Consider the following 26,073-nt stretch of genomic DNA (forward strand, 5'->3'; position numbering starts at 1 on the left):
CGCACCCAACATGTAGGGTCGCCATTAATGGCGACCGTCCAATCAGCCGCATTACAGCGAAATCGGGAACAGCGCGCCCAGCACCATGGCACCCAGAATTGCGCCGCCGGTAATCGGCTTGTTCCACAGGTAGAACAGCAGCGCGCCCACCAACGAACCCAGGCCGATAGGAATGGATGCGGCCATCGCAGACAGGATAATCAACGGCCCCAGGAAGCGACCTGAAGCGTTACCCGCGCCCATCATCACGTCCGCACCGTAGGTGGAGTCGCTTTGGTTAATGGTGAACTTACGCGCCAGAATAATCAGATATCCAATCGCTAAACCCACCACCAAACCGGTTGCCAACGACGCGGCGAAGTTCGCCACCGGGAAAACAATACCGGCACCCAGCAGCAGCGCAGGCACACCGAGGCCGACGCCAGTCTGGATCGCACCGCCAATATCGAGAATCCCCACCAGCGAACCTTCGATAATGCGTGCGAACAGGAAGCTGGCGCCAAACGCCGCTACCGCGCCATACACGCCGGTTTCCATACCGGAACGCAGCATCGAAACAAACGCCACTTCGTTGAAGGCACCAATGCCATACAGGTAATACATGTGCGTACCGGCAAATACGCCGGAAGAGAGCAAACCGACAAAAATCGGGAAAGACCAGTCGGCGTACCAGAACCCTTTGTTTACGTTCTCGTTCATGCTGATGGCTCCTTATTTGCCGCTGACGCTGTTGTGGATCATATCCAGCCAGCCCGGAATACCCAGCTGGAAGGATTGCAGCAGTTTCATGTCGAATCCGCGGAAGAAGCCGCTTAACGCAAACAGCAGCACGATGGCGAACATCATCACTTTAGTGACCTTATTCCAGCCGCTCTCTTCCACGCCTTTACCAATCAGAATACCGAGCACCAAACCTGGCACCGCGTTCCCCATAATCAACTGCGCCAGACCGCCAAAAATGGTGGCCCAGAAGCCTGATTTCTTACCGGCATCAATCGCCGCCAGCCAGAAGATCACCGGCATTACGGTGTTCACCAACAGATTCGCTGCCGGTACCAGCACTTTCACTGCCGTAACCTGCAGTGCCGCAGGAACCGCTGAGGCGGTGCTATTGAGGAAGGCCACCACGATCATGCCGATGATGCCGCAGGCAATCGCCATGCGTTTCGGGTTGTGCAACGTTTCCGCTACGTTGCGATTTTTCACCATCAAGGCGGCCGCGCCCCAGTTCGGCAGAATGCGGTGATCGACGTCCTGCGTGAAAGAACCTGCTGCGACGGATGATGCCCAGGCGTTAAAGAAGAAGCCGAGACCAAAGGAGAAGTGCGATGCCGGATCGCCTTCGCAGGAATTGAGTTCACCCAGGGTACGGAACGCGCCCATACCTTGGGTGGTTGGTGCGTGGAACATGCGCGCTGCGCCCGCTCCTACCCCAACGCCAACCAATCCGCCAATGATTAACGACTTAAACAAAATGATTAAAAACATGTTGTTGACCCTTTGTTGTCGTTTTTTTACCCAACACAGTGCGATGCCGGGCAGTTCTTTTAGGTCGCCGTAAATTCAACTTTCTCGGTGTCGATCACGGTGACGCTAACGGTAATTTCCAGCTCAACGCTGTAACTCCGTCGCTCGCGCGCGAGGAAAAAGAACAGAAACTTCTCCCTTCGCACGCTCTCCTGCGCGCGCAGCACCCGCACATCTATGGGTTCAATGCGCAACAGAATCTTTTGGCTGGTGCGCAGCACTTGCTGCTGCACCCTGCTCAGCGCATCGGCAAAGGCTTTTGCTTTACTCTCGCCTTTGCCCTGCACCTTTACCTGCATCTCGTATTGCTGTTTCATACTTAGCTGCCGTGTTTTTTATTCCAGGCCTGTACCAGCCGCTCACCCAGCTCTTCTTTATCCATAAAGCCGAAGCCCAGCACGGTGGCGCCTTCGTTGATGGCGGTAACGCCTTCATCGATAGAGCGCATGCCGTGTTTGGCTTTGTAACCATATTTGTTCTGCGCAGTGATGGCGCCAGCGCCGCCGCTGCCGCAGAAGGAGATGCCGAAGTCGGCATTTTCCGCTTTCATCACATCGCCCAGCTTCATGTCAGCAGCCACGCCCGGCACCACCACCGCACGGCCACCGGCTTTCTCAATACCCGCAGCCACTTTCTGACCTTTACCCAGACGATCGCCAATCACTACAGTTACCATGTTCATTTCCTCGCAATTCATGCTTCGTTCGATTTCGCCACTTCGATATGGACGGATAACAGCCAGGCTTCTTCTTTTGGCAGATTGCCAAATAGATCAACGACCTGCTGCGCCAGCGCCATGGTTTCTGGCGAGATATCTTCAAACAATTCAGCTTCAACATCCGGTAACGCTTCGCCAGTAAGCGATCGCGATGCCATAGCCCGTACATGTGACGCCAACATCTGCTGCTGAACGGCATTGGCCTCAATATGGTGCGCGGCGTAAATCGCCGCTATTTGGCTCATCACCTTATCCGCCAGTGCCTGAATTGCCTCCGGCGTGCTCTGTTTCAGTGGGACAGCTTCACTCCTCACCTTGTTACTCCTGTTTACAGCGGACAATTACAGATAATTCTTGTTGTTAAGAAAGTTACGCGTTCCTCTTAAAGCTGTTGAGACGCTTCTTTTCCACCTGGAAGTGGAAATAGCGCGGGCGAGTGTGCGCCAGATCTCAGGACGCACGAAGTGTGCGAAATGGGTCACAAAATGCGAAAAATGATGGATTTATGCGGGATAAAACGGAGAGGCGGCAGGAAACAATAAGGCCAGCCGCAGGGCTGGCCGGTTTATCAGCGGAATTTCTTATGGTTGGCGTTGCGAATATCTTCCAGTTTCTTCGCTTCGGTTTTGGCTTCGTCCAGTTTGTTGGCTTGCGCCAGCTGATCAACCACATCGATCTGTGCAATCAGTGAATCCAGACCGGCGTGAAAATCCTTAATCTGCGCGCTATCGGCCGGCTGCCCCTGCAGTTTTTCCGGCGTAGATTGCTTCGCATCCGTTGCCGCCTGACGCATCTTGCCCAGCGCGGTGTGCATTTCCTGCGCGTCAGAGGTTTTTTTCACCACGCTCAGACCATCCTTGAGCGTATCCATATCTTTTTCCAGATCGGCCGCAAATACGCTAGCCGAGGAGAACAACAGCGACAAAGACAACATTGCGATCAAATGCTTATTACGCATTGGTATTTCCTTTTATTATTGTCGGGCGAAAAAAAAGCAGCCTCATGGGCTGCTTTCAGAAAGCGATGACTCTTATTGTCCGGCGATTTTCATCTCCGGCAGCAGCACCGAACCGCATTGTATATTGCTGCGCGTTTCAATGTCGTTACCGACAGTTACCATATTGAGCCACATATCCTTGAGGTTTCCAGCGATTGTGATCTCGCTCACAGGATATTGAATCTCACCGTTTTCGACCCAAAAACCTGACGCACCGCGTGAATAGTCCCCGGTCATGCCGTTGATGCTGGAACCCATCATCTCGGTTACCACTAAACCGGTGCCCATCTGCTTCAGCATGTCGTCAAAGCTGTGGCCCTGTCCGGCGATGCGCCAGTTGTGGATGCCGCCCGCATGGCCGGTGCTCTGCAAGCCCAGCTTACGCGCCGAGTAGCTGGTCAATAACCAGTTTTGCAACACGCCGTCTTTGATGATGTCTCGCGACTGGGTGCGCACGCCTTCGCTGTCGAACGGCGTGGAGGCCAGGCCTTTCAGCAGATGCGGATGTTCTTCAATCGTCAGCCACTCCGGCAGAATTTGCTTGCCGAGTGAATCCAGCAGGAAGGTGGATTTACGATAGACGCTGCTGCCGCTGATCATGCCAACCAAATGGCCAAACAGGCCGGTGGCGACTTCCGGCGCGAAGATAACAGGCGCTTTCATGGTGGAGAGCTTGCGCGGTGCCAAACGTGCCAGCACGCGACGCGCGCACTCTGCACCTACCCAATCCGCGCTTTTCAGATCGTCAAATGATCGGCCAATGGTGTACGCGTAATCGCGCTCCATATTGCCGTCCTGCTCCGCAATGACGCAGCTGGAGAGCGAATGGCGGCTCGAGCAATAGCTCTGCAACATGCCGTGGCTGTTACCGAAAACTTTAATGCCGACGTGGCTATTAAAACTGCCGCCTTCGGTATTGGTGATGCGCTTGTCGGCCTGCAATGAAGCCTGTTCCGCCTGCGCCGCCAGTTCGATCGCGCGATCGGCATCGATCTCCCATGGGTGGTAGAGATCGAGATCCGGCGCTTCAAATGCCAGCAGTTCGGGATCGGCAGGGGCGCCAAAAGGATCAACCGAGGTGTAACGCGCAATATCGATCGCCGCCTGCACGGTGCGTTTGATCGCATCCGGGCTAAGATCGGTTGATGAAGCGCTGCCTTTGCGGTTTTGATGGTAGACGGTGATGCCGAGCGCACCATCGCTGTTGAATTCGACGTTTTCCACTTCGCCATAGCGGGTGCTGACGCCGATGCCGGTGGTTTTCGTGACCGCCACTTCAGCGCCATCGGTGCTGGCTTTTGCCAATTCCAACGCCTGCGCGACAGCCTGTTCCAACACTTTACGTTGTTCTGCAACCTGAGTAGATACGTTCATCGACCTGCCGTCTAATCTTAAGTATGAATGAATTGAGTCTATCAGACTCAGAGAACAATTTCGCAGTCGCCCGATAAACTGGTAGGATTAGCCTCTTTTTTTTAGGGAGCCAAGAGATGACCAAGCAGCCCGAAGACTGGCTCGACGATGTGCCGGATAATAATGACGAAGAAGATGAAGAGATTATCTGGGTCAGCAAAAGCGAAATTAAACGCGATGCCGAAGAGCTGAAACGCCTTGGTGCCGAGTTAGTTGACCTGGGGAAAAACTCCCTCGACAAAATCCCCCTCGACGAACAGCTCCGCGACGCGATTGAACTGGCGCAGCGCATCAAGAAAGAAGGCCGTCGCCGTCAGCTGCAGCTGATTGGTAAGATGCTGCGCGCACGCGATGAAGATCCGATTCGTCAGGCGCTGGATAAGCTGAAGAACCGTCACAACCAGCAGGTTGCGCTGTTCCACAAGCTTGAGATTTTGCGCGATCGTTTGATTGAGCAGGGTGATGACGCGGTAGCCGAAGTGTTTAACCTCTACCCGCACGCCGATCGCCAGCAGCTGCGCAGCATGATCCGTAACGCGCAGAAAGAGAAAGCCACCAATAAGCCACCAAAATCTGCACGCCAGATTTTCCAGTATTTGCGCGAGCTGGCAGAAGCGTAAGTTTTCAGCGGACATGAAAAAGGTCGGCATGAATGCCGACCTTACGATGTGCCGTTGTAGGGTGGCCATTGATGGCCATCGCTAAATCAGCGCCCTAACCGCTCCAGCAGTTTCTGGTGAATGCCACCAAACCCGCCGTTACTCATTACCAGAATCGAATCGCCTGGCTGGGCTTTTTTCGCCACCATCTCGACCAGCGTATCAATATCCGCGCTCCACTGCGCCGGTTGAATGCACGCTTCCGCCACATCGGAAACCTGCCACGGAATATGGTGCGGCTGGAACAGGAATACTTCATCTGCGCGCCCTAAAGAAGGCGCCAGCTCATTCTTACTCACGCCCATTTTCATGGTGTTGGAACGCGGCTCCAGTACCGCCAGAATGCGCGCCGTGCCGCCCACTTTGCTGCGCAGCGCCGCCAGCGTAGCCAGAATCGCCGTAGGGTGATGGGCAAAATCGTCATACACTTTGATGGCATTCACTTCACCGCGCAGTTCAAGACGACGACGGGCATTAATGAAGCTGCTCAGCGCTTCACCGGCATCCACCGGTTTCACACCGACATGGCGGGCAGCTGCAATCGCCATCAGGCCATTATGCATGTTGTGTTCGCCAACCAGCGCCCAGTTCACTTCGCCCACTTTCTCGCCATCGAGCCAGATTTCCCAATGTGAGGAGTCAGGCGTGAGCTTTTTCGCCTGCCAGTGACCGTTATCACCCACGGTTTCCTGCTCGCTCCAGCAGCCCATCGCCATCACCTGCTTGAGGTTGTTGTCGTGTTCCGGCAGCAGGATCTTGCCCTGACCCGGCACGATGCGGATCAAGTGATGGAACTGCTTCTGGATCGCACGCAGATCGTCAAAGATATCGGCGTGATCGAATTCGAGGTTGTTGAGGATCAGCGTGCGCGGGCAGTAATGCACAAATTTGGAACGCTTGTCGAAGAACGCGCTGTCGTACTCATCCGCTTCGATGACGAAGAATGGACTTTTTCCTAATTTTGCCGAAACCTCAAAGTTTCCTGGCACACCACCGATGATGAAGCCTGGTTCAAGGCCGCAAGCCTCGAGAATCCACGCTGCCATGCCGGCTGTGGTGGTTTTACCGTGCGTTCCGGCAACGGCCAGCACCCAACGATCGCGCAGCACGAAATCGTGTAGCCACTGCGGTCCAGAGAGGTAAGGAATGTTACGTTCCAGTACCGCTTCCACACACGGATTACCGCGCGTCATTGCGTTGCCAATGATCACAAGATCCGGCTGCGGATTAAGCTGACTAACATCGTAACCTTCAGTTAATTCAATGCCTTGCTGTTCCAGCAACGTGCTCATCGGCGGATAGACATTGGCGTCTGAGCCGGTAACTTCATGTCCCAGCGCGCGCGCGAGCATCGCCAGGCCACCCATGAAAGTGCCACAAATCCCGAGGATGTGAATACGCATAAAGAGATCCATTACTCAAAAGTTCGGCGCACAGTGTAACGCCGAGTTGAGAGGGAAGAAACGGATTAGGACTATGGTTTTTAAAGTTCAATCGGCTAAACTGCGCTCATACGTTGGTAGCTTGTTACAGCTGCTGCCACTCCATCGTAGATTCAGGGAATGTGTTATGAAAACGTTAGGCGAATTCATCGTCGAGAAGCAACACGACTTTCCACACGCCACAGGTGAACTGACGGCGCTGATTTCTTCCATTAAGCTTGGCGCTAAAATTATCCACCGCGACATCAATAAAGCGGGTCTGGTGGATATTCTGGGTGCCAGCGGTGTGGAAAACGTGCAGGGTGAGCAGCAGATGAAGCTCGATCTGTTCGCTAACGAAAAGCTGAAAGCCGCTTTGAAAGCGCGTGGCGTGGTGGCCGGTATCGCCTCGGAAGAAGAAGATGAGTTTGTCATCTTTGAAGGTTCAGAGAATGGCAAATACGTGGTGTTGATGGATCCGCTGGATGGTTCTTCGAATATCGATGTTAACGTCTCCGTGGGTACCATTTTCTCCATCTATCACCGTATCAGCGAGCCTGGCACGCCGATTACCGAAGCCGACTTTATGCAGCCGGGCAACAAGCAGGTTGCGGCCGGTTACGTGGTGTACGGCTCCTCGACCATGATGGTGTATACCACTGGCGTGGGCGTGCATGCGTTTACTTACGATCCGTCACTCGGCGTGTTCTGCCTGAGCCACGAGCGCATGACCTTCCCAGAGAAGGGTTACACCTATTCGATTAACGAAGGTAACTACATTCGCTTCCCACAGGGCGTGAAGAAATACCTGAAGTTCTGTCAGGAAGAAGATATCGCCACCAAGCGTCCGTATACCTCGCGCTACATTGGTTCATTAGTGGCCGATTTCCATCGTAACCTGCTGAAAGGCGGCATCTATCTTTACCCAAGCACCGCCAGCCATCCGCAAGGCAAGCTGCGTCTGCTGTACGAATGCAACCCAATGGCCTTCCTCGCTGAGCAAGCGGGCGGTAAAGCCAGCGACGGTGCCAATCGCATCCTTGATATCCAGCCAGAAACGCTGCACCAGCGCTGCCCGTTCTTCTGCGGCAACGATGCGATGGTAGGCGACGTTGAACGCTTTATCCGTGAGTACCCGGACGACCATTCAGCGTAAGTTGCGAGCCTGATGCAATGAAGCCCGCCTCCGTGCGGGCTTTTTATTGCTGCGTATGAATGCGCCTCCTTACGAAGGCAGAGCAGCAACCACGCGGAAATGCGCCATCGAATCCTGCAACTGCTGCGACTGCGCTTCCAGCGATTGCGTAGCGGCGCTGGCTTCTTCCACCAATGCGGCGTTTTGCTGAGCTGCTTCATCCATCTGCGTCACCGCCTGATTCACCTGCTCAATGCCGCGACTCTGCTCTTGCGAGGCGATGGAAATCTCTTTCATCAGCGAGGTCACGCGCATCACTTCGCTGGAGATTTCATCCATGGTTTCACCCGCGCGCGTAGCCATGTCGCTGCCCTCTTTTACGCGCGATTGCGATTCCGCGATCAGCTCACGAATCTCTTTGGCCGCAGTAGCGCTGCGACCCGCCAGCGTGCGCACTTCATTAGCGACCACGGCAAAACCGCGCCCTTGCTCACCGGCCCGTGCCGCTTCGACCGACGCGTTCAGGGCGAGGATGTTGGTCTGGAAGGCAATGCCATCAATCACGCTGAGGATGTCGCCAATACGGTTAGAGCTTTGCGTGATTTCCTGCATTTTCTCCATCACATAGCCCACCACTTCGGCACCGCGATCGGCGCTGTCGGATACATTGCTGGCAAGCTGATTGGCCTCTTTGGCATTGCTGGCGTTGAGGCGCACGGTGGCCGTCAGCTGCTCCATGCTGGCGGCGGTTTGCTCCAGCGAGGCGGCGGACTCTTCGGTACGCTGGGAAAGATGCACGGTGCCCGCCGCTAACTCGCGACTGCCCACGTCAATTTGCAAGCTGGCTTCACGCACCGAGCTCACCGAGCTGCTCAGGGCCTGCTGCATGTTGGCCAGCGCCTGATTAAGACGACCCAGCTCATTTTTCCCGGCTTCAGGCAGCGGCTGCGATAAATCGCCCGCGGCAATCTGCTCAAGATGCTGAATCGCACCATCGAGCGGCCGTAGCAGTGAACGACGCAACAGTTCCCAGGCCAATGCGATCAGCAGCAATGTCAGCGCCATCGCTACACCAATCATGATCTTCATCTGCGTTTCATTGCGCGCCGCCTGCGCCAGACGGGCAGCGGAGATGCCGTCGGCGTAGAGGCTAAAGTCATTGACGGCTTTGGCATAGTTGCCCGCTAGCATCGAAAGATTGCCCTCCAGCACCTGGTAATACTCATCGGTGTACTGTTTTTCCAGCGCATCCATCATCGGCATAATCGCGCCCTTGTGATACGCCGCAAACGTCGCCGCTACAGCATCGGCGAGGGTTTTTCCCTGCGCCGTCACCGTTCCCGCGTCAATAAAGGCGTTGAGATGGCGCTGAGAGCTTGCCACATCCGCCTGCGCCTGTTTGGTGACGCTGCTGCCTTCATCCAGTAAGCCAATTTCAATTTTGCGCACCGCCAATGCTGCGCTCGCGCGCGCACGCATCAGATCGGCATTGCTTTGGTACAAACTGTTCAACTCAATCCCCTGAATACGATTAATGGTATCAAGTGATTGATTGCCAGAGTTAATAGCAGAAATGCCCATGGCGCTTACCACCAATAACAGCAGCGTCATAAAAGCCAGGAGCGTGAGTAATGCAGTACGAATTGATAGCTTTTTGATCATGATTGTCCCCGTTTGCACGAAAAGGCAGAAATCCGCTGGCCCTAAAACGGAGAGATTATCGGCAGTGTCGCAGGGAAACTTTATCCTTTGTTGATGGTCAATCTGCTCACTAACGCCTACGCTTCACTTTTGTTGAAGTCCGCTGCAGAAAATTAAGGAAGGAAATGATGAAAAAATGGCTCCCGGTCGCGTTGTTACTGGTTAGTGGTTTTGCCTCGGCGCAGCAGCAAAACCCCATCGATCAGCAGCTCGACCAGTGTATGAACAAGGAATCTACCACCCTCGGTATGTCGAAGTGCTACGACACTGCCAGTAAGGCGTGGGACAAAGAGATGAACGTGCAGTACACGCAAGCGATGAAAAAATTAACCGGCGACCCTAAAGACAAATTGCGCAGCGCCCAGCGCGCCTGGCTGGCGTATCGCGACAGCTGGCTTGATGCCAGCCGCAGTTATTTCCTGAGCAGCCAGGGCAGCATGGCAGCGCTATCGGTGGGTGCCCAAGGCGTGAGCCTGGTTCGGAATCAGGCGCTGATGTTGCAATCAATTAACAAAGGCAGTTGCGCCAACCCCGACGATTGTTGATTAATGGAGGCGTTAAAATAACGCTGAGCGCTGGCCACTTGTCAGCGCGCCCATCACTCGTCAGGGAGAAACCATGGCTGCTTATGCCTCCACCATCATTCTTGTTTGCCTCGCCGTCCTCAGTTACTTCGTCCATAACAGCGCCGTTACCATTTCTATTCTGATTCTGCTGGCGATTAAGCTCACGCCGCTGTCGCAGTTCTTTCCCTATGTGGAAAAACAGGGCATTCAGATTGGCATTATTATCCTGACCGTTGCCGTGATGGCGCCGCTGGCTAGCGGTACGCTGCCGGCCTCTTCGTTGCTGAAATCGTTCGCGAATTGGCAATCGATTGTGGCCATTGTGGTGGGCATTTTTGTCGCCTGGCTGGGTGGCCGCGGCGTTAACTTTATGAGCGTGCAGCCGTCGGTAATTGGTGGATTGTTAATTGGCACCGTGATTGGCGTGGCCTTCTTCCGCGGCGTCCCGGTCGGACCACTGATTGCTGCCGGTATCGTCTCGCTGTTTGTCACCGCGAAGTAGCAGGTTGGAGCATTCTGAAACGCCAAAAAGGGGGCATACTTTCAGAGTCAGTTGGCTATAATAGCCGTCACTCAACATATGACTAATGAAGGAAAGCCAGATGAGTTTGAACCAGGTGCCTGCAGGTAAAGAGTTGCCAGAAGATATCTATGTTGTCATCGAGATCCCGGCCAACGCCGATCCGATCAAATATGAAGTCGACAAAGAGTCTGGTGCCCTGTTTGTAGACCGTTTCATGTCTACCGCCATGTTCTATCCGTGCAACTACGGTTACATCAACCACACGCTGTCTCTGGATGGTGATCCGGTTGACGTACTGGTGCCAACCCCGTATCCGCTGGTGCCGGGCTCAGTGATTCGCTGCCGCCCAGTTGGCGTGCTGAAAATGACCGACGAGTCTGGTGAAGATGCCAAGCTGGTTGCGGTTCCGCACACCAAGCTGAGCAAAGAGTACGATCACATCAAAGATGTGAACGACCTGCCAGAACTGCTGAAAGCCCAGATCACCCACTTCTTTGAGCACTACAAAGATCTGGAAAAAGGCAAATGGGTGAAGGTTGACGGCTGGGATAACGCGGAAGCGGCCAAAGCTGAAATCATCGCTTCGTACGAGCGCGCACAGAAGAAATAAGCAAGCCTGGTGCGCATGAATGCGCGCCCTGCTTTCCCTGTAAGGTCGTCATTCATGGTGACCGGTTTGCAGATAAAAAAACACCGTCCAATGGACGGTGTTTTTATTTATGCTTCTGTTTCGTCATCACGCCGTAGCCAGTCGCCGCTCGCGATGCGCGTACGCCCCGCGATTGAGCGTTGATAGACATACAGCCAGGCACTGCCGTAAGGCGTCTGGATGAGTTGGCGTTTGTATTCGCCATTTTTTGTGCGCAAGGCATCAAGCTCGCCGAGCGTGCTGGCGTCGATGCGATAAACCTCGCAAGAGACGTTTCCTTCGCCTGCAACCACGCCCGGATAGTGACCCAGATTGTAGAGATCAAACCCAACAATCTGATGGTCACCTAACCATTGCGCATTCGTCATCCAATGACTGTTTCCCTGTTTGCGCCGTAAACTACCATAGACAATTATTCGCATTGCTAAAACTCAAACTGATAGAGCAAATCCAATGCCTGGTCGAGACCCGACACGGCTTCTAAATAGAGTTTGGGCATCAGGCGATAACGCAAGGTTAAAGTCGCCAGTGAATCAAATATGCCAACACCGTATTTTACTTGTAGACCTGGCAACACATAACCACTGACCTGCACTTGCTGGCTGTCGCCCACGCCTGCGGTGTCAACTGCGAGGTTACTGACGCCGAATGTCTCGCCGATTTTACCCACAACCTGACCACTTTGTGCAACCCCCAAACCTACCAGCGCTGAAGTTAATGCATTACTGTCACCATCGCTGCCCAGTCCCTGACCGCGTAATAAGTAAGAAAGTGCTTCCTGCTGAGACATAGCCGGATCGGAGAACACTTCCACTTTCGGCTCATCCGCCAGCCCCGTCACGCGCAGGCCCGCTGTCACGTCATCCTCGGTGGCTTCCGGATTACGGATCGCTTCCAGGTTGACGTAAGGTTGATCCGGCGGCCCCGCGAATTGCAGCTCACCTTTACGCACCACCAGATCCTGACCATAAGCGTGGAAACGGCCGGATGGAATATTGATTTGCCCGTTCAGACCAAGGCCATTTTTATCCTGCACCAGCTTCAGATCGCCATTCAGCTTGGCTTTCAGGCCAAATGCTGAAAGGCGTACGTCGTTGCCCACGTGGATAATCAGATTGCTGTTGATCGGAATGGCAGCCGTTTTTGGCTGAATCGGTTTGAGATTTTCATCCAGCATCACTTCATCCGAGGAGACGCCGGTGGCGCTTTCTGGCACTTCCTGCACGGTGATGCGCGCCCACGGAATATCCACTTTACCGTCCAGATTGAACGCGGCTGGCGTGGCTTCAAACACCAAATCTGGCGATACATCCATGCGCACCATCGGCGGGACGGTGACGCGTACGCGGCTGCCCTGCGCCGCCACGCGGGCTCGCCAGTTATCCAACTGGCTCCAGTCAGCGTCACCGCTCAGATTGATATTGCCCTGCGCCGTCTGGATCAGGCCGTTGAGCGTTGAGCTCATGCCGTTGAACACCATATTGAGGTTGGCAGCGGTGAGATCGACCGGCATAAAGCTGCCGTCGACATCCACATCCCTGAGCCCCAGCTGGCCAAACACCTGCGGCTGCTGCAGCGTACCGCCAAGGCGCAGATTGCTGTTCAGGTTGCCTTTGATCTTCTCACCTGACATCAGCGCGGGATTGAGCATCGCCAGCGAAATATTGCTGATGCCGATGTTGCCCGACAGCTGACGGCGGTTCTGCGGATCGGCAATTTGTACGTTACCGCTTAGCTGCCCGTTATTAACGATATGGATCAGCCAATCCAGCTGCGCACGACCGTTACGCAGCGCCGCATTCAGATTCAGCGTATCGAAGGCGATGGGTAAGCTGTTGCCTTGAACATCCTGCTCCACCTTCACGCCATTACCTTTCAGCGAAACGGAACCGGTTGGCAACGCGCCGTCAGCCGTCCAGTTGACGCGCGCATCACCGCTGAACACCCCGTTCAGTTTGGTGGCATCAGTGAGGAACGGTTTGATCATCGCCAGATCGAAGCGATTGAGCACAACGTGTGCATGTCCACTGGCGCCTGCTTCAATCGGTTCTGGCACGCACAGCTGCGCATTAGGATTCTGCCAGCAGTGCGGCCCAATGGTCGCCGTCTGCTTACTGTTGAGGTAATCAATGGCCATTGCGCGCGTCAGGCGCCATTCGCCTACCGGCGTGTCAAAGTGGGTGTTGTTAAGATTGCCCTGCCAGCGCTCAGTTTTGCGATCGAAACTGCCGTTAAGCGCCAGCTGACCGGAAACCGGTTCGCCCTCAACATTGAGCTTCAGCTGATGCTGATGCTCATTACCGTCGGCATTCAGCGTCAGCAGATTCACTTTCAAAGCATCTTGCTGCAGCTGTTCCACGCGTAATTGCAGCTTCCCGGCCACCTGATCGCTGGATTTCACATCTCCCAGCAAGGCGATGCGCCGGATTTGCAGCTGCTGCCAGCGCAAGCCGGTTGCCGTGAGATCGGCCAGCAGCTGCGGTGCCTGCAGAGTGCCACGCGCTTTAAGGGTGCCTTTCGCTACGCCGCCAAGGCCAGGTAGCGCGTTGTTCAACTGCGGCGCATCAAGCGTGGCATCAAGGTTGAGGCTATCACCCAGCTCGCCCTTCACGTCCAGATGGTTACGTCCCAGCGCCAGATTCAGGCCGGGAATTTTCCACTGGTTGTAGCTGTTGCCGGTTAACGTGCCGTTGGCACTCAGCGCGTTCTGTTTCACGTTACCTTTCAGCGCTAGCTGCGGCACGCTGAGCTGCCAGCTTCCGCCGTACAGACTCCCGCGCGTGGCTATTTTGCCATCCAATTTCGCTGGCCAATCCGGATACTGTTTGGCGGTGTTAATACCTGACAGCGTCAGCTCGCTGCGCCAGCTGATGGCTTTACTCCAGTCCACCAGCGCGGTCAGATCGATATTGCCCTGCAGCGCCGCGACGCGCAGTTTATCGAGATTGAACTGCTGCTCGTTGCCTTTGCCGTCCAGTGCAATCGTCGCCGGTGGCACTCCTTCGCCTTTCACTGCGGTGCGCAGCGACATCACGTAGTCGGTGGCTTTGCCCTTGAACTGATAATCCAGATTATCGGCCTGATACTGCACCGGGCCGGTTAGCGGCCAGCGCAGCTGCGGACTGGTGAGATGCAACGCCAGCGGTAAACCGGCGACCGCAGGTTGGGCACTGGCATCAAGCTGCGCGCGCACCGGGCCAGAGAGATTGAGCCCCAGCTTCAGCTCCTCGCGCATTGCGCCACCGAGGTTCATTTTGATCTTCTCACCCTTAATGGGATCGAGATTGAGCGTGCCGTTCAGCGCAAAATTCACCGGCCAATTATCGGCAAGGGTGGCTTCACCGCTGGCGTTTACCTGCCCCTGCGGCGAATCAACATCGAAGGTTTCTAACTGCAAATGGCGATCGGCGGTTTTCGCTTTGAGCAACAAGCGTGTAATAGAGACGTCGGTATCGCCGGTAATACGCAGCTGTTCTCCCAGCAGCTCCTGTACGGTGATATCCAGCGGCAGCTGGAAGTCAGGCATTTCGGGCAGCAGCGGCTTAGCAAACATCTCCTGTAGCGTTTCACCGAGGGGTTTTTCCAGCGGCTGTGGCTGCTGCACTTTGGGCTGCACCACTTGCTCATCCACCACTTTGGCCGCTTTCGGTAGCGCAATCAGCAGGCTTTGGATATGGGTGGGCGTTAGCGTCAGCGCACGATCTTGCCACTGCAGGCCGGTGGTAAAATCGAGCAGGGAAATCGCGGTGTCATCGACCTTAACGTTGATGTTATGCAAACCCACTTTGCTTAATGTTATGGGATAAGGCGTGCTGAGATTGGTGCTGCCGCTCTCCTCTTCCGGTGGCGGCGCGCTGGCGGGAGCCATTTTTTTGCTATCCACCACCACGCTAACATCCTGCAAGGCGATATCATTCACACACACAGAGGAGTGCAGCAAACAGTTGAGATTCAGCGCCAGATGGAAGCGCCCGGCATCCACGCTGACGCCTGGCATTTCATACTTCACGCCGCTCAGCGTGAGATCGCGCCAGCCGCCGTCAACCTGTTTGATCGATAAGCCCGGCACCCAGCGATCGGCGCCTTTCAGCAGCAGATGCAAACCGGGCGTGGTGCCAACCAAAAATGCGATGCCGCCAAGCAGCAGCACTAAAAAAATAGCGATACCAATCAGGACCTTTTTCCATAGCTTCATAGTTCAGGCCCCAATCCTACGTAAAATTGCAATCCATGCTCCTTGTCATCGCCAATCGGCCGTGCGATATCAAACTTGATCGGCCCCACCGGAGAAGACCAGCGCACGCCGAAGCCCGCGCCGGTTTTAACGTTGCTCTGCTTAATGTCGTTGACGGCTTCACCGGAATCGACAAACACCGCGCCCCACCATTTTCCGGACACGTTGTATTGATATTCGAGCGAGCCGGTGGCCATTTTTGAGGCACCGGTCAGCTTGCCATTATCATCACGCGGCGAGATGTCTTTATATTTGTACCCACGAATACTGCGATCGCCACCGGCGAAGAAGCGCAGGTCCGGCGGCACTTTGTCGAAATTGTTGGTTTCAATCCAACCGAGATTGCCGCGCGCCACGAAGCGATGCTTGTCGGCGAGGGTACGAATCCAGACGTTTTGCGCTTGCAGGATCATGAAATCAACGTCCGATCCCCAGGTGGTATCCGATACATCCACCGAATAACGCTGTGAATCGCCCCACGTTGGCATCAACCCACCGCGCGAACGGGTGCGGTTCAGACTCACGCCCGGATAGAGCAGCATGGTGGTGTTGGTGACGCTGGCCTGAGTAAAGTGATCGAGGCTCCAGCGCAGGTTGATCGCCTTCTGCCAACCGCTGCTGCTGTCCCAGTTGCGCGACATCGCCAGCGTAGTGGTATCGGCTTTAGTGTCATTGAGATCGGTGCGCTTCACGCCACCGGAGAAGGTGTAATACTGCTCCAGCGGACTTTTCAGCAGCGGCACTTTATAGCTGAGATCGAGCTGCTGCTCAGGTCCGGAGACGTAGGCGCTGGCAGCCAGGCTGTGGCCGCTACTGTTAATCCACGGTTTTTTCCACGTGCCTTTCAGACGCGGACCGACGTCAGTGGAGTAACCCACGCCGGTTTCGATGGTATTTTCCACCCGTGGCGATACGGCGGCGCTGAGCGGCAGGACTTTGGTTTGACGGCCTTTATCAAACTCCGGTGCCACCACCACCGAGTTAAACCAGCCGGTGGCGGATAAACGGCGGTTGAGCTCAGCTAGATCCCGCGAACTGTAGTGATCGCCTTTTTTAAACGGCACCAGATTCTGCAAGTAGGCTTCGTTGATTTGCGAGCCCTCGAAGCTGACGTCACCAAAACGATAACGCGGACCGCTATCGTAATTGATGTCCCAGAACGCTTCGCGGCGCTCGACCGATACGCCAAGCTGGCTTTGCTTAAAGTCACCGTCAAAGTAACCGTTACGCAATGCCAGGCTGGAGAAACCATTTTTGAATTTGTCGTAGGCGCCGTGATTCAACTGCGTGCCGACTTTTGGTGTGCCCTGTTTAACCCAGGCTTGGTAGTCCTCGTCGGTTTTCGCCTCACCTTCTATCACGATGTTACTGCCACCAATCTTTACCGGTTCGCCAGGCGTAACGTGGGCAATCAACACCGGACGACCACCCTGCGGGGGCGCCGGGCGCGATTCGAAATCGATCTGCGGTTCGTAGTAACCTAGCGCGCGCAGGCCTTCTTTAATCGCCACTGAGACACGAGCCTGGAAACGGCCGTCGTTTGACACCTCGTCACTGCCAATGGTGGACAAGCGTGCCCTGACGTTCTTTTGCAAATCCCCGGTCAGGCCTTCCAACTGCAAGCGCACCTTGGCTGCCTCGACGGCAGGTGCAGCAAGCAACAGGCTGGCCAAACAATAAATATGAAATCGTGGCACACGTACTCCTGTTAATAATGCCGGCCCCTATTCCGCAGGGGCGTTTATTCATTCGAAGGGTATCACCACCGCCGTGTACCCATCAGCATAGCCGCTCTTTTTACCCACAACGGCGACGACGCCAAATTGTGGGCTATTGTCGGTAAATGGGGGAAACGATACAACAGCCAGGCACGTCTTCCGCCTCTGGCACGCACGCACTCGGATTAATCCGAGCGCACAGTGCGCCCCTCTGGCGGCATGATAAGCGCTGCTGCTATAATCAGCGACCAGCAGGCTCCGCCTGCACTCTTTTCTGCCCCGACGTTAACCTTATCTTGTCGATATGGCGCAGACATTTTTGGCACGGATAGCCTGTTTGACTGGCGAGTACCGGATGTACGCCCACTCCCGCGCTGCCCAGGCCAAAAATGACAAGTGATTAACCCAACGGATCTCTTATGCTCGATAGCTTACTTGTCATTCTTTTACTGATTCTCATCAGTTCATTTTTTTCTCTTTCGGAGATCTCGCTGGCGGCTGCCCGCAAGATCAAGCTGAAGTTACTGGCTGACGAAGGCAATATCAACGCACAGCGCGTGCTGAAAATGCAGGAACAACCCGGCATGTTCTTCACCGTGGTGCAAATTGGCCTCAATGCCGTGGCTATCCTCGGCGGTATTGTCGGCGATGCGGCTTTCTCTCCTGCCTTCAATGGCCTGTTTAGCCGCTTTGTGGCCCCAGAACTCGCAGAACAACTCAGTTTTATCTGCTCTTTTACCATTGTAACCAGCCTGTTCATTCTGTTTGCTGATCTCACACCAAAACGCGTAGGGATGATTGCACCGGAAGCGGTGGCGCTGCGTATCATCAACCCAATGCGCTTTTGTTTAGTGGTGCTGCGCCCGCTGGTGTGGCTATTCAACGGTTTAGCCAACGTCTTCTTCCGCATGTTCAAATTGCCGATGGTGCGTAAAGACGATATTACCTCTGACGATATTTATGCAGTGGTAGAAGCGGGCGCCCTGGCCGGCGTGCTGCGTAAGCAGGAACATGAGCTGATTGAAAACGTTTTTGAACTGGAATCACGCACCGTGCCGTCATCAATGACCTCGCGCGAGAACGTGGTGTGGTTCGATTTACACGAAGATGAAACGACCCTCAAAACCAAAATCGCTCAGCATCCGCACTCCAAATTTATCGTGTGCGATGGCGATATTGACCATATCGTCGGCTATGTGGATTCGAAAGAACTGCTGCTGCGCGTACTGGGCAACCAGAGTTTGACGCTCAACAGCGGTGTGCAAATTCGCTCGGCGCTGATTGTGCCGGATACGCTGACGCTCTCTGAAGCGCTGGAAAGCTTCAAAACCGCCGGTGAAGACTTCGCGGTGATCATGAACGAATATGCGTTGGTGGTCGGTATCATCACGCTGAATGACGTGATGACCACGCTGATGGGCGATTTGGTCGGACAAGGTCAGGAAGAACAGATTGTCGCGCGTGATGAGAACTCATGGCTGGTAGAAGGCGGTACGCCGATTGATGACGTCATGCGCGTGCTGGATATCGATGATTTTCCGCAGTCTGGCAATTACGAAACCATTGGCGGCTTCATGATGTACATGCTGCGCAAAATTCCTAAGCGTACCGATTTTGTGAAGTTTTCCGGCTACAAGTTTGAAGTGGTCGATATTGACAGTTACCGCATCGATCAGCTGTTGGTGACACGCATTGATGAACGTCCGCCGGTGCTGAATGTTTCGAAGAATGCGGTGGATGAATCGGAGTCGTAGGGTCGCCAGTTATCGCGATCAACACAACACCAACCGCAGAAATACTGAGGGCGCCATCGGCGCCCTTTATTTTGCTTACTTAGTTGTACTCGGCTTGCAGCCGCAGTACCTGGCGGTTGATCTCTGACATCACGCTAAGATGTTGTTTGTCTTTAACGCGAGGCAACATGACTTTGCCTTTATCAAACTCAAACGCGCCAACATCCTTGATATACAACCTTCCTCTAAATAGCGTTTTTACATATTTCGCGATTTGCAGCGGATTATAGCGCTGGAAGATCTTCATGCTGATTAACTCCTGAAAATTTTTTAATACGCTCCGTCGTTACCAAATTTGGCACGAACCCATGAAGCGCAAATGAAGCATAACTATAGAGCATCCTTCGTTGCCGATGTTCCGAAAAAGTGAATTATTTACTGAATTGACACATCATTACAGAATACTCTGTTATCAGCCTCACTAAACCCAGTATAAACCTTCACTCATTATGGAATTGTGGCATAGGTTGCAAACCTGTTAACTCATTGCGACAGACGCATCATCCACGCCTAATATTGCAGGAACATGAACAACTGGTCGGATCACCAAGGAGTTTGACAATGCGTTTGGGACATTCTGTATTAGCACTGGCTCTGCTGCTGCCTGCCCTGGCCTCGGCACATGCATTCAAAACGGGTGAACGCGTGCCTGCCGTGGGCATCAATGACCGGGGAGAGCTGCTTTATCAACAAGATAAGTTTAGCTACAAATCCTGGAATAGCGCGCAGCTGAGTGGAAAAGTACGCGTCATCTTACATATCGCTGGCCGTTCGTCCGCTAAAGAGCAGAATGCAGCGCTGATTGAAGCGATTAAAGCGGCACATCTGCCGCACGATCGTTATCAAACGACCACCATTGTAAATACCGACGATGCCATTCCTGGCACCGGCATGTTTGTACGCAGCAGTATTGAGAGCAATAAGCAGCAATATCCGTGGTCGCAATTTATTGTCGATAGCAACGGCAGCGCTCGGCAGGCCTGGCAATTAGAGAAAGGCGGCTCGGCGATTGTGATATTGGATAACACCGCGCATGTGCGCTATGCCAAAGATGGGCCGCTAACGCAGGATGAAGTGCAGCAGGCGATGAAGCTGATTCATGAGCTGTTGCAGAAGTAAGGATTATCGGGGTCGCCATTCATGGCGTAATGTTCGTCAGTTAAGACATGGAAAACCTCATTACCTAGAGCACACATTGTAGCGGCGCAATTCATTGCGCGATGAATCGCGCCGCTACGGAAGGTGCGGTGATTTGATACGGCGCTGAACCGATCGGCATTACGCCATTTATGGCGGCCCTATCCAATCTTAAAACAGCGAGACGCGGAAACCGGGATTGAGAAACGACTCACGCGGCGTGTAGTCAAGCGTTTTGCCCTGCCAGTCATGCACATGCGCACCTGCAGCGATCGCCACGGCGTGTCCCGCACCGGTATCCCAGATATTTGTCGGTCCAAAGCGCGGATAAAGCTGCGCGGCGCCTTCTGCCACCAGGCAGAACTTCAACGATGAGCCGATGGAGGTAGTTTGATGCTCTCCCAGCTGATGCAGATACTCTTGTAGCTCGGTATCACTATCAAAATGCGAACGGCTCACCACCACCAGTGGCGGACGCGCTTCACGCGCATGGATCTGCATCTGCTGGCCGTTCTCTTCTTTCCAGGCTTTACCTTCCGCAGCGGAATACATCACGCCCAGTACCGGCGCATACACCACGCCCAATACCGGCTTACCGTTTTCGATAAGCGCAATATTTACCGTAAACTCGCCGTTGCGTTTGATGAACTCTTTGGTGCCATCCAGCGGATCGACCAGCCAATATTTCTGCCAGTGCTGGCGCACTTCCCAGCCCGGCGGATCTTCTTCTGATAACACCGGAACATCTGGCGTAAGTGTGTTTAGCCCGCTAACGATGACCCGGTGCGCGGCAAGATCGGCCGCCGTAACCGGCGAATCATCCGACTTACGCGTGACATCCACCGGCTCTGCACCGTTATAAACCTGCATAATGGCTTCACCCGCTTCACGCGCCAGCTGACAAATTTTATCTAACATTCTGCACCTCTTTTCCGCTGATTCTGCCTGTCAGACATCCACCGCCAACCTGTTCTTATTTTAGCAGTTGTCCTTCGACAGCCTGCGGCTGCGCTGTCTGCTACGGCAATCTATATGATTATCAATATCATAGTTCATCAGCTGCGGCTATGGCAGGATGCTGAATGCGCGCTGAGCGCGGCGTATAGCAAGAAATAAGATGGAATTCCGAGCCTCATCACAAATTGAAATGATAATTCGTCATCGTTTTACATTATTTTGAGAGGCCCATTGGACCGAACAAGGAGCAAGCGATGTTCAAAGCGAGCATGTCGTTATTGGCGCTGTGTATTTCTGCCGCTACGGTACAGGCTGCTACGGTGGATCTGCGCATTCTGGAAACCACCGATCTGCACAGCAATATGATGGATTTCGATTATTACAAAGATACGCCCACCGAGAAGTTTGGCCTGGTTCGTACCGCGACACTGATTCAGCAGGCGCGCGCTGAAGCGAAGAACAGCCTGCTGGTGGATAACGGCGATATCATTCAGGGAAGTCCGCTGGGTGATTACATGGCGGCGAAGGGGCTAAAACCGGGCGAAGTGCATCCCGTTTATAAGGCAATGAACACGCTGGATTATGTGGTTGGTAACCTGGGCAATCATGAATTCAACTATGGCTTACCGTATCTGCAAAAAGCGCTGGCTGGCGCACGCTTCCCTTACGTCAATGCCAACATTATCGATGAAAAGAGCGGGAAACCGCTGTTTACGCCCTATCTGATCAAAGAAACGACGGTCACGGACCGTGAAGGCAAGCCGCACACGCTGAAAATCGGTTACATCGGCTTCGTTCCACCGCAGATTATGGTGTGGGATCGCAACAATCTGCAGGGAAAAGTGCGGGTTGATGATATTACGGCAACAGCGAAGCGCTATGTGCCGGAAATGCGCGCAAAAGGTGCTGAAATTATCGTCGCTATTCCGCACTCCGGCTTAAGCAGCGAACCCTATCACGCCATGGCCGAAAACTCGGTTTACTACCTAAGCCAGGTTCCAGGCATCAACGCCATCATGTTCGGCCATGCGCATGCCGTGTTCCCGAGCAAAGAATTCGCCGCCATACAAGGCGCTGATACTGCACAAGGCACGCTGAACGGTGTTCCCGCCGTTATGCCCGGCATGTGGGGCGATCATCTTGGCGTGGTTGATTTGGTGCTGAATAATGACGGCGGCAAATGGCAGGTGGCGCAGGGCAAAGCCGAAGCGCGTCCGATTTATGACAGCACGGCGAAAAAATCGCTGGCCGCTGAAGATGCCAACTTAGTAAAAGTGCTGGAACAGGATCACCGTGCCACGCGCGAGTTTGTTGCCAAACCGATCGGCAAATCTGCCGACGTGATGTACAGCTACCTGTCGCTGGTACAGGACGATCCCACGGTGCAGATCGTCAATAACGCGCAGCGCGCTTACGTTGAGCACTTTATTCAGGGCGATCCCGATCTCGGCCGCTTGCCGGTGCTCTCCGCCGCGGCACCGTTTAAAGCCGGTGGTCGTAAGAACGATCCCGCCAGCTACGTAGAAGTGGAGAAAGGCAATCTTACCTTCCGTAATGCCGCCGATCTCTATCTCTACCCCAATACGCTGGTGGTGATGAAAGTCAGCGGGGCGCAGGTGAAAGAGTGGCTGGAGTGTTCCGCCGCGCAGTTCAATCAAATTGATCCGCATAGCAGCAAACCGCAATCGCTGATCAACTGGGATTTCCGCACCTATAACTTCGATGTGATCGATGGCGTGCAGTACCAAATCGATGTAACGCAACCGGCGCGTTACGACGCGGAATGTACGCTGATCAACAAGCAGGCATCGCGTATTAAAGACCTCACCTGGCAAGGCAAGCCGATTGATCCCAATGCCACCTTCCTGGTCGCCACCAATAACTACCGCGCTTATGGCGGTAAGTTTGCCGGCACCGGCGATAAGTATGTCGCGTTTGCTTCACCGGATGAGAACCGCTCGGTGGTTGCCGCTTATATCAGCAGCGAGACCAAAGCGCACGGCGAAGTGAAACCGCAGGCGGATCACAACTGGCGCCTGGCAACGATTAGCAGCAACACGCCGCTGGATATCCGTTTTGAAACCGCACCCGGCGCGAAAGCCACGCAGTTTATTGAACAGCATGCCGATTACCCGATGAAAGCGGTAGGCAGCGATGAGATCGGTTTTGCGCTGTGGCAGGTGGATTTGCAGAAGAAATAGTTGCTACAACCGGGTGGCCAGATGCGTTGCTGGCACCCGGCTCTGATGCAATATCGCCAAAATAATGATGCCTTTCCCGCCTGGCTGGTAGTAAACCATGTGGCTGACATAGGGAAAGCTCAGTACACCTTCAGCAACATCCAGCGCTCTGCTTTTTCCCAAATTCGGCATATCGGCAAGTGTGCGCAACGTTTCCTGCAAACGCTTGAGATAGCTTTTCGATTGCGCATCGCCCCACTTCTGCAGGGTAAACCGGCGAATATCGACGATATCCTGCCGCGCTTCATCCGTGAGCTGAAAAGTAGCCATTTAGTCCAGCAGTTGGTCGAAAAAGGTTTCACCATCGGTCAGTTGCCCGTTGGCAATGTCATTTCTGGCACGGGCAATTTTTTCCTGCACAAATTGCTGCTTCATGGCCTCTATCGCCTGATACTCCTCCGCGGAAATCACGACTGCTACCGGCTTTCCGTTACGGCTAATCTGGACCGGTTCACGCTGCGCTTTCAGTAGCATATCGCCAAATTGGGTTTTGGCTTCATTGGCAGAAAGTAAATACATACCGCACCTTTCGTGTGAATCGTTCGATTCGCACATTATAAGCGCTGATCATTTTAAAACCAGCGCGAACTACAGATATAAAAAAACCGGCATGATGACATGCCGGCTTTAGAGAAGCGGGTTAGCGGCTTACAGAATTTCCAGCAGCTCAACTTCAAACACCAGGGTGCTGAATGGCGGGATGGATGCGCCAGCACCGCGCTCGCCGTACGCGAGGTTGTGTGGAATCGCCAGTTCCCATTTGGAGCCAACCGGCATCAGGGTCAACGCTTCAATCCAGCCCGCGATAACGCCGCTTACCGGGAATTCCGCCGGCTCGCCGCGCGCCACTGAGCTATCAAACACGGTGCCATCGATCAGTTTGCCGGTGTAATGCACACGGACACGATCCTGACGTGAAGGGATCGGGCCATCGCCTTGGGTGATCACACTGAACTGCAGACCGGTTTCGGTGCTGCTCACGCCTTCGCGCTGCGCGTTCTGCTCGAGGAATTTCTGACCGTCTGCCGCCATGGCTTCTACGCGCTCACGACGCACGCCCTCTGCGCGTTCGTGCACTTCACGCAGCGCGCGATGTACCACGTCAACCGGGACGGCAGGTGAGTTCCCTTCCAGCGCGTCGCGCAGGCCGGCGAGCAGTGCTTCTGGCTGCAGACCCTGCAGTCCAGACTCTTGCAACTGCTGGCCTACCTGTAAACCGATACCGTAACTTGCTTGTGATTCGACGCTGTCGAATGAAGGGGTCGTCATCTTGATTCCTTAATCCCGGAGAAAAATAGAACCGGCAGCATACCAGCGCGGGCGGCTGGCGTAAAATCTCGCGCGCCGCAGATGACATTTTCCAGTGAAAGAGAAACAATACACCGGTCAAATTTTTCAATGCTGCCAGGCACTTCCCGTCCGCATTGCCCATACTATAGCTGTGGCGAGGTTTTCACCTGCCACCGTCGGAACAAGAGAGAATACATGGGCCAGATCGCCCCACGACGTCGCAGGACGCGCGCACCGCGTACTTTATTACCTTGGTTGCAACGTTGGCTGCCGCGCATTCCGCGTAAAGCAGCCAGCGAGGAGGATTCACGAATGGCTTCCGATCACCCTTCCCGCGTTCCCGCCGCATTACAGCGCGTTTGGCATCTGTTGGATGATGTGCGCTGGATGGACCCGCTGCCCGCTTTGCATCGTCGCGGCATTGTGATTGCGCTGCTGGTGCTGCTGCTGGCGTTTCTCTGGCCGAGCAGCACGCCGCAGTATCCGGTGGAGCGTCCAGCGGATAACACCGGCAAAGAAGTGCCAATGCAGGCGGAGATTTACAATAACAATAATCAGCAGCAGAACACCTCGCCCAAAACCGATTCGCAGGGCGAATGGCGCACTTACAGCGTGGCATCAGGTCAGACGCTGGCGCAGCTGTTCCGCGACAATAATCTGCCGGTGAATGATGTGTTTGCCATGGCGCGAGTGGAAGGTGATGGACAACCGCTGAGTGCGCTGCAGAACGGTCAGCAGGTGAAAATCCGTCAGAACGCACAAGGCGTGGTGACCGGTTTAACGGTAGATGGCAGTAACGGTCCGGTGCTGTTTACACGCCAGCCGGATGGCAGCTTTATCCGCGCCCAGTAAAGCATAAAAACAAAAACGCCGGCACAAGGCCGGCGTTTTCGCATTACCGAGTAAAATTACTCAGCAACTACATTCACAACCAGTTTAGCGAAGACTTCGCTATGAACCTGGAAGTCAACTTCGTGCTCACCGGTGGTGCGCAGAACGCCGTTCGGCAGACGAACTTCGCTCTTAGACACTTCAACGCCAGCGGCAGTAACTGCACCAGCGATGTCGCGCGTACCGATGGAACCGAACAGTTTGCCGTCGTCGCCAGCTTTAGACGCGATGGTTACGTTGCCCAGTGCGTTGATTTTCTCTGCACGTGCGTTAGCAGCAGCCAGAACGTCAGCCAGTTTGGCTTCCAGTTCAGCGCGACGCGCTTCGAAGAACTCAACGTTTTTCTTGGTAGCAGGAACAGCTTTACCCTGTGGAACCAAGAAGTTACGAGCATAGCCCGCTTTAACGCTAACCTGATCACCCAGGCTGCCCAGGTTTGCTACTTTATCAAGCAGAATAACTTGCATTACCTTATCCTCTTAAAGTCGTTAATGGACAACTACC

At 54.3% G+C, this 26,073-nt stretch carries 27 protein-coding genes; 9 read left to right on the forward strand and 18 right to left on the reverse strand.

Annotated features, from left to right (window positions below; all coding sequences use genetic code 11):
* Window positions 1-51 precede the first annotated feature (51 nt).
* The 7 genes from AC07WB_RS17110 to pmbA all read right to left on the reverse strand — a co-directional run bounded on the left by AC07WB_RS17110 (window position 52) and on the right by pmbA (window position 4,616).
* Entirely contained in the window at window positions 52-699 is a 648-nt protein-coding gene (locus AC07WB_RS17110) for a DUF4310 family protein (protein ID WP_097095916.1), read from the reverse strand.
* A 12-nt stretch (window positions 700-711) separates the two neighbouring features.
* Window positions 712-1,488 (reverse strand): DUF4311 domain-containing protein, encoded by a 777-nt coding sequence (locus AC07WB_RS17115; RefSeq protein WP_007892190.1) that lies wholly within the window; start codon window positions 1,486-1,488, stop codon window positions 712-714.
* Window positions 1,489-1,547: 59 nt separating this feature from the next.
* A complete protein-coding gene (locus AC07WB_RS17120) occupies window positions 1,548-1,844 on the reverse strand; it encodes a DUF4312 family protein (RefSeq protein ID WP_097095915.1) in 297 nt (98 codons plus the stop codon).
* Between the two features lie 2 nt (window positions 1,845-1,846).
* The gene (locus AC07WB_RS17125; RefSeq protein ID WP_009087404.1) at window positions 1,847-2,203 is read right to left on the reverse strand and encodes an SFCGS family glycine-rich protein; all 357 of its coding nucleotides are present in this window, start codon (window positions 2,201-2,203) and stop codon (window positions 1,847-1,849) included.
* Window positions 2,204-2,220: 17 nt separating this feature from the next.
* Window positions 2,221-2,559, reverse strand: coding sequence for a glycine dehydrogenase (locus AC07WB_RS17130; protein ID WP_097095914.1), 339 nt, complete (start codon window positions 2,557-2,559; stop codon window positions 2,221-2,223).
* A gap of 254 nt (window positions 2,560-2,813) precedes the next feature.
* Entirely contained in the window at window positions 2,814-3,203 is a 390-nt protein-coding gene (gene cybC, locus AC07WB_RS17135; protein WP_097095913.1) for a cytochrome b562, read from the reverse strand.
* 72 nt (window positions 3,204-3,275) lie between these two features.
* On the reverse strand, window positions 3,276-4,616 hold the full coding sequence (gene pmbA / locus AC07WB_RS17140; protein ID WP_008103558.1) for a metalloprotease PmbA: 1,341 nt from the start codon (window positions 4,614-4,616) through the stop codon (window positions 3,276-3,278).
* Window positions 4,617-4,732: 116 nt separating this feature from the next.
* On the opposite strand from pmbA, the gene yjgA reads away from it, so the two are divergent.
* A complete protein-coding gene (gene yjgA, locus AC07WB_RS17145; RefSeq protein WP_097095912.1) occupies window positions 4,733-5,275 on the forward strand; it encodes a ribosome biogenesis factor YjgA in 543 nt (180 codons plus the stop codon).
* An 86-nt stretch (window positions 5,276-5,361) separates the two neighbouring features.
* Here yjgA and mpl read toward each other — a convergent pair whose 3' ends face one another.
* Window positions 5,362-6,717 carry a UDP-N-acetylmuramate:L-alanyl-gamma-D-glutamyl-meso-diaminopimelate ligase gene (gene mpl / locus AC07WB_RS17150; RefSeq protein ID WP_345828176.1) on the reverse strand — a complete coding sequence of 452 codons (1,356 nt, stop codon included), beginning with the start codon at window positions 6,715-6,717 and terminating at the stop codon, window positions 5,362-5,364.
* 166 nt (window positions 6,718-6,883) lie between these two features.
* On the opposite strand from mpl, the gene fbp reads away from it, so the two are divergent.
* Complete coding sequence (gene fbp, locus AC07WB_RS17155; protein WP_097095910.1) at window positions 6,884-7,891, forward strand: class 1 fructose-bisphosphatase; 1,008 nt, start codon at window positions 6,884-6,886, stop codon at window positions 7,889-7,891.
* 69 nt (window positions 7,892-7,960) lie between these two features.
* Here the strand turns inward: fbp and AC07WB_RS17160 are convergent, their stop codons facing one another.
* Complete coding sequence (locus AC07WB_RS17160; RefSeq protein ID WP_097097643.1) at window positions 7,961-9,529, reverse strand: methyl-accepting chemotaxis protein; 1,569 nt, start codon at window positions 9,527-9,529, stop codon at window positions 7,961-7,963.
* A gap of 170 nt (window positions 9,530-9,699) precedes the next feature.
* On the opposite strand from AC07WB_RS17160, the gene AC07WB_RS17165 reads away from it, so the two are divergent.
* The 3 genes from AC07WB_RS17165 (at window position 9,700) to ppa (ending at window position 11,270) form a co-directional block, all read left to right on the forward strand.
* On the forward strand, window positions 9,700-10,116 hold the full coding sequence (locus AC07WB_RS17165; RefSeq protein WP_345828175.1) for a lysozyme inhibitor LprI family protein: 417 nt from the start codon (window positions 9,700-9,702) through the stop codon (window positions 10,114-10,116).
* A gap of 73 nt (window positions 10,117-10,189) precedes the next feature.
* Window positions 10,190-10,639: a DUF441 domain-containing protein gene (locus AC07WB_RS17170; RefSeq protein WP_007892168.1), complete on the forward strand. Its 450-nt coding sequence runs from the start codon at window positions 10,190-10,192 to the stop codon at window positions 10,637-10,639.
* A 100-nt stretch (window positions 10,640-10,739) separates the two neighbouring features.
* Entirely contained in the window at window positions 10,740-11,270 is a 531-nt protein-coding gene (gene ppa / locus AC07WB_RS17175; protein WP_007892166.1) for an inorganic diphosphatase, read from the forward strand.
* A gap of 107 nt (window positions 11,271-11,377) precedes the next feature.
* Here ppa and AC07WB_RS17180 read toward each other — a convergent pair whose 3' ends face one another.
* The 3 genes from AC07WB_RS17180 to tamA are packed head-to-tail and all read right to left on the reverse strand — an operon-like array spanning window position 11,378 to window position 17,240.
* Window positions 11,378-11,731 carry a gamma-glutamylcyclotransferase family protein gene (locus AC07WB_RS17180; protein ID WP_345828172.1) on the reverse strand — a complete coding sequence of 118 codons (354 nt, stop codon included), beginning with the start codon at window positions 11,729-11,731 and terminating at the stop codon, window positions 11,378-11,380.
* A gap of 2 nt (window positions 11,732-11,733) precedes the next feature.
* A complete protein-coding gene (gene tamB / locus AC07WB_RS17185) occupies window positions 11,734-15,504 on the reverse strand; it encodes an autotransporter assembly complex protein TamB (protein ID WP_494940920.1) in 3,771 nt (1,256 codons plus the stop codon).
* Complete coding sequence (gene tamA, locus AC07WB_RS17190; protein ID WP_494940921.1) at window positions 15,501-17,240, reverse strand: autotransporter assembly complex protein TamA; 1,740 nt, start codon at window positions 17,238-17,240, stop codon at window positions 15,501-15,503. Before tamA ends, tamB begins: the two co-directional genes overlap by 4 nt.
* 440 nt (window positions 17,241-17,680) lie before the next feature.
* Between tamA and paeA the strand changes: the two genes are divergently transcribed.
* Window positions 17,681-19,015 (forward strand): polyamine export protein PaeA, encoded by a 1,335-nt coding sequence (paeA, locus tag AC07WB_RS17195; RefSeq protein WP_494940922.1) that lies wholly within the window; start codon window positions 17,681-17,683, stop codon window positions 19,013-19,015.
* A gap of 79 nt (window positions 19,016-19,094) precedes the next feature.
* Here paeA and AC07WB_RS17200 read toward each other — a convergent pair whose 3' ends face one another.
* On the reverse strand, window positions 19,095-19,301 hold the full coding sequence (locus tag AC07WB_RS17200; protein WP_007892150.1) for a DUF1107 domain-containing protein: 207 nt from the start codon (window positions 19,299-19,301) through the stop codon (window positions 19,095-19,097).
* Between the two features lie 314 nt (window positions 19,302-19,615).
* Between AC07WB_RS17200 and AC07WB_RS17205 the strand changes: the two genes are divergently transcribed.
* Entirely contained in the window at window positions 19,616-20,173 is a 558-nt protein-coding gene (locus AC07WB_RS17205; RefSeq protein ID WP_097095904.1) for a YtfJ family protein, read from the forward strand.
* A 189-nt stretch (window positions 20,174-20,362) separates the two neighbouring features.
* On the opposite strand, the gene cysQ is transcribed toward AC07WB_RS17205, so the two are convergent.
* Window positions 20,363-21,109, reverse strand: a complete 747-nt coding sequence (cysQ, locus tag AC07WB_RS17210; protein WP_494940923.1) for a 3'(2'),5'-bisphosphate nucleotidase CysQ — start codon at window positions 21,107-21,109, stop codon at window positions 20,363-20,365.
* A 293-nt stretch (window positions 21,110-21,402) separates the two neighbouring features.
* On the opposite strand from cysQ, the gene AC07WB_RS17215 reads away from it, so the two are divergent.
* On the forward strand, window positions 21,403-23,349 hold the full coding sequence (locus tag AC07WB_RS17215) for a bifunctional 2',3'-cyclic-nucleotide 2'-phosphodiesterase/3'-nucleotidase (protein WP_494940924.1): 1,947 nt from the start codon (window positions 21,403-21,405) through the stop codon (window positions 23,347-23,349).
* A 3-nt stretch (window positions 23,350-23,352) separates the two neighbouring features.
* Here the strand turns inward: AC07WB_RS17215 and AC07WB_RS17220 are convergent, their stop codons facing one another.
* The 3 genes from AC07WB_RS17220 to bamJ all read right to left on the reverse strand — a co-directional run bounded on the left by AC07WB_RS17220 (window position 23,353) and on the right by bamJ (window position 24,657).
* Window positions 23,353-23,658, reverse strand: coding sequence for a type II toxin-antitoxin system RelE/ParE family toxin (locus AC07WB_RS17220; protein WP_097095901.1), 306 nt, complete (start codon window positions 23,656-23,658; stop codon window positions 23,353-23,355).
* Window positions 23,659-23,907 (reverse strand): type II toxin-antitoxin system Phd/YefM family antitoxin, encoded by a 249-nt coding sequence (locus AC07WB_RS17225; RefSeq protein ID WP_097095900.1) that lies wholly within the window; start codon window positions 23,905-23,907, stop codon window positions 23,659-23,661.
* Window positions 23,908-24,036: 129 nt separating this feature from the next.
* Window positions 24,037-24,657 (reverse strand): BamJ family beta-barrel-assembly machinery protein, encoded by a 621-nt coding sequence (gene bamJ, locus AC07WB_RS17230; RefSeq protein ID WP_097095899.1) that lies wholly within the window; start codon window positions 24,655-24,657, stop codon window positions 24,037-24,039.
* A gap of 216 nt (window positions 24,658-24,873) precedes the next feature.
* Here bamJ and AC07WB_RS17235 point away from each other — a divergent pair, with 216 nt between their 5' ends.
* Window positions 24,874-25,530 carry a LysM-like peptidoglycan-binding domain-containing protein gene (locus AC07WB_RS17235; protein WP_345828162.1) on the forward strand — a complete coding sequence of 219 codons (657 nt, stop codon included), beginning with the start codon at window positions 24,874-24,876 and terminating at the stop codon, window positions 25,528-25,530.
* Window positions 25,531-25,586: 56 nt separating this feature from the next.
* On the opposite strand, the gene rplI is transcribed toward AC07WB_RS17235, so the two are convergent.
* Entirely contained in the window at window positions 25,587-26,036 is a 450-nt protein-coding gene (gene rplI, locus AC07WB_RS17240; RefSeq protein WP_097095898.1) for a 50S ribosomal protein L9, read from the reverse strand.
* Window positions 26,037-26,073 lie beyond the last annotated feature (37 nt).

It is taken from the genome of Pantoea sp. GW821-FHT03E06 (assembly GCF_059420725.1).

Excerpts from the sequence above, each read along its gene's own strand:
- AC07WB_RS17110 (WP_097095916.1), bottom strand. The coding sequence starts at position 699 with ATGAACGAGAACGTAAACAAAGGGTTCTGGTACGCCGACTGGTCTTTC.
- AC07WB_RS17115 (WP_007892190.1), bottom strand. The coding sequence starts at position 1,488 with ATGTTTTTAATCATTTTGTTTAAGTCGTTAATCATTGGCGGATTGGTT.
- AC07WB_RS17120 (WP_097095915.1), bottom strand. The coding sequence starts at position 1,844 with ATGAAACAGCAATACGAGATGCAGGTAAAGGTGCAGGGCAAAGGCGAG.
- AC07WB_RS17125 (WP_009087404.1), bottom strand. The coding sequence starts at position 2,203 with ATGGTAACTGTAGTGATTGGCGATCGTCTGGGTAAAGGTCAGAAAGTG.
- cybC (WP_097095913.1), bottom strand. The coding sequence starts at position 3,203 with ATGCGTAATAAGCATTTGATCGCAATGTTGTCTTTGTCGCTGTTGTTC.
- pmbA (WP_008103558.1), bottom strand. The coding sequence starts at position 4,616 with ATGAACGTATCTACTCAGGTTGCAGAACAACGTAAAGTGTTGGAACAG.
- yjgA (WP_097095912.1), top strand. The coding sequence starts at position 4,733 with ATGACCAAGCAGCCCGAAGACTGGCTCGACGATGTGCCGGATAATAAT.
- mpl (WP_345828176.1), bottom strand. The coding sequence starts at position 6,717 with ATGCGTATTCACATCCTCGGGATTTGTGGCACTTTCATGGGTGGCCTG.
- fbp (WP_097095910.1), top strand. The coding sequence starts at position 6,884 with ATGAAAACGTTAGGCGAATTCATCGTCGAGAAGCAACACGACTTTCCA.
- AC07WB_RS17165 (WP_345828175.1), top strand. The coding sequence starts at position 9,700 with ATGAAAAAATGGCTCCCGGTCGCGTTGTTACTGGTTAGTGGTTTTGCC.
- AC07WB_RS17170 (WP_007892168.1), top strand. The coding sequence starts at position 10,190 with ATGGCTGCTTATGCCTCCACCATCATTCTTGTTTGCCTCGCCGTCCTC.
- ppa (WP_007892166.1), top strand. The coding sequence starts at position 10,740 with ATGAGTTTGAACCAGGTGCCTGCAGGTAAAGAGTTGCCAGAAGATATC.
- AC07WB_RS17180 (WP_345828172.1), bottom strand. The coding sequence starts at position 11,731 with ATGCGAATAATTGTCTATGGTAGTTTACGGCGCAAACAGGGAAACAGT.
- tamB (WP_494940920.1), bottom strand. The coding sequence starts at position 15,504 with ATGAAGCTATGGAAAAAGGTCCTGATTGGTATCGCTATTTTTTTAGTG.
- paeA (WP_494940922.1), top strand. The coding sequence starts at position 17,681 with ATGCTCGATAGCTTACTTGTCATTCTTTTACTGATTCTCATCAGTTCA.
- AC07WB_RS17200 (WP_007892150.1), bottom strand. The coding sequence starts at position 19,301 with ATGAAGATCTTCCAGCGCTATAATCCGCTGCAAATCGCGAAATATGTA.
- AC07WB_RS17205 (WP_097095904.1), top strand. The coding sequence starts at position 19,616 with ATGCGTTTGGGACATTCTGTATTAGCACTGGCTCTGCTGCTGCCTGCC.
- cysQ (WP_494940923.1), bottom strand. The coding sequence starts at position 21,109 with ATGTTAGATAAAATTTGTCAGCTGGCGCGTGAAGCGGGTGAAGCCATT.
- AC07WB_RS17215 (WP_494940924.1), top strand. The coding sequence starts at position 21,403 with ATGTTCAAAGCGAGCATGTCGTTATTGGCGCTGTGTATTTCTGCCGCT.
- AC07WB_RS17220 (WP_097095901.1), bottom strand. The coding sequence starts at position 23,658 with ATGGCTACTTTTCAGCTCACGGATGAAGCGCGGCAGGATATCGTCGAT.
- AC07WB_RS17225 (WP_097095900.1), bottom strand. The coding sequence starts at position 23,907 with ATGTATTTACTTTCTGCCAATGAAGCCAAAACCCAATTTGGCGATATG.
- bamJ (WP_097095899.1), bottom strand. The coding sequence starts at position 24,657 with ATGACGACCCCTTCATTCGACAGCGTCGAATCACAAGCAAGTTACGGT.
- AC07WB_RS17235 (WP_345828162.1), top strand. The coding sequence starts at position 24,874 with ATGGGCCAGATCGCCCCACGACGTCGCAGGACGCGCGCACCGCGTACT.
- rplI (WP_097095898.1), bottom strand. The coding sequence starts at position 26,036 with ATGCAAGTTATTCTGCTTGATAAAGTAGCAAACCTGGGCAGCCTGGGT.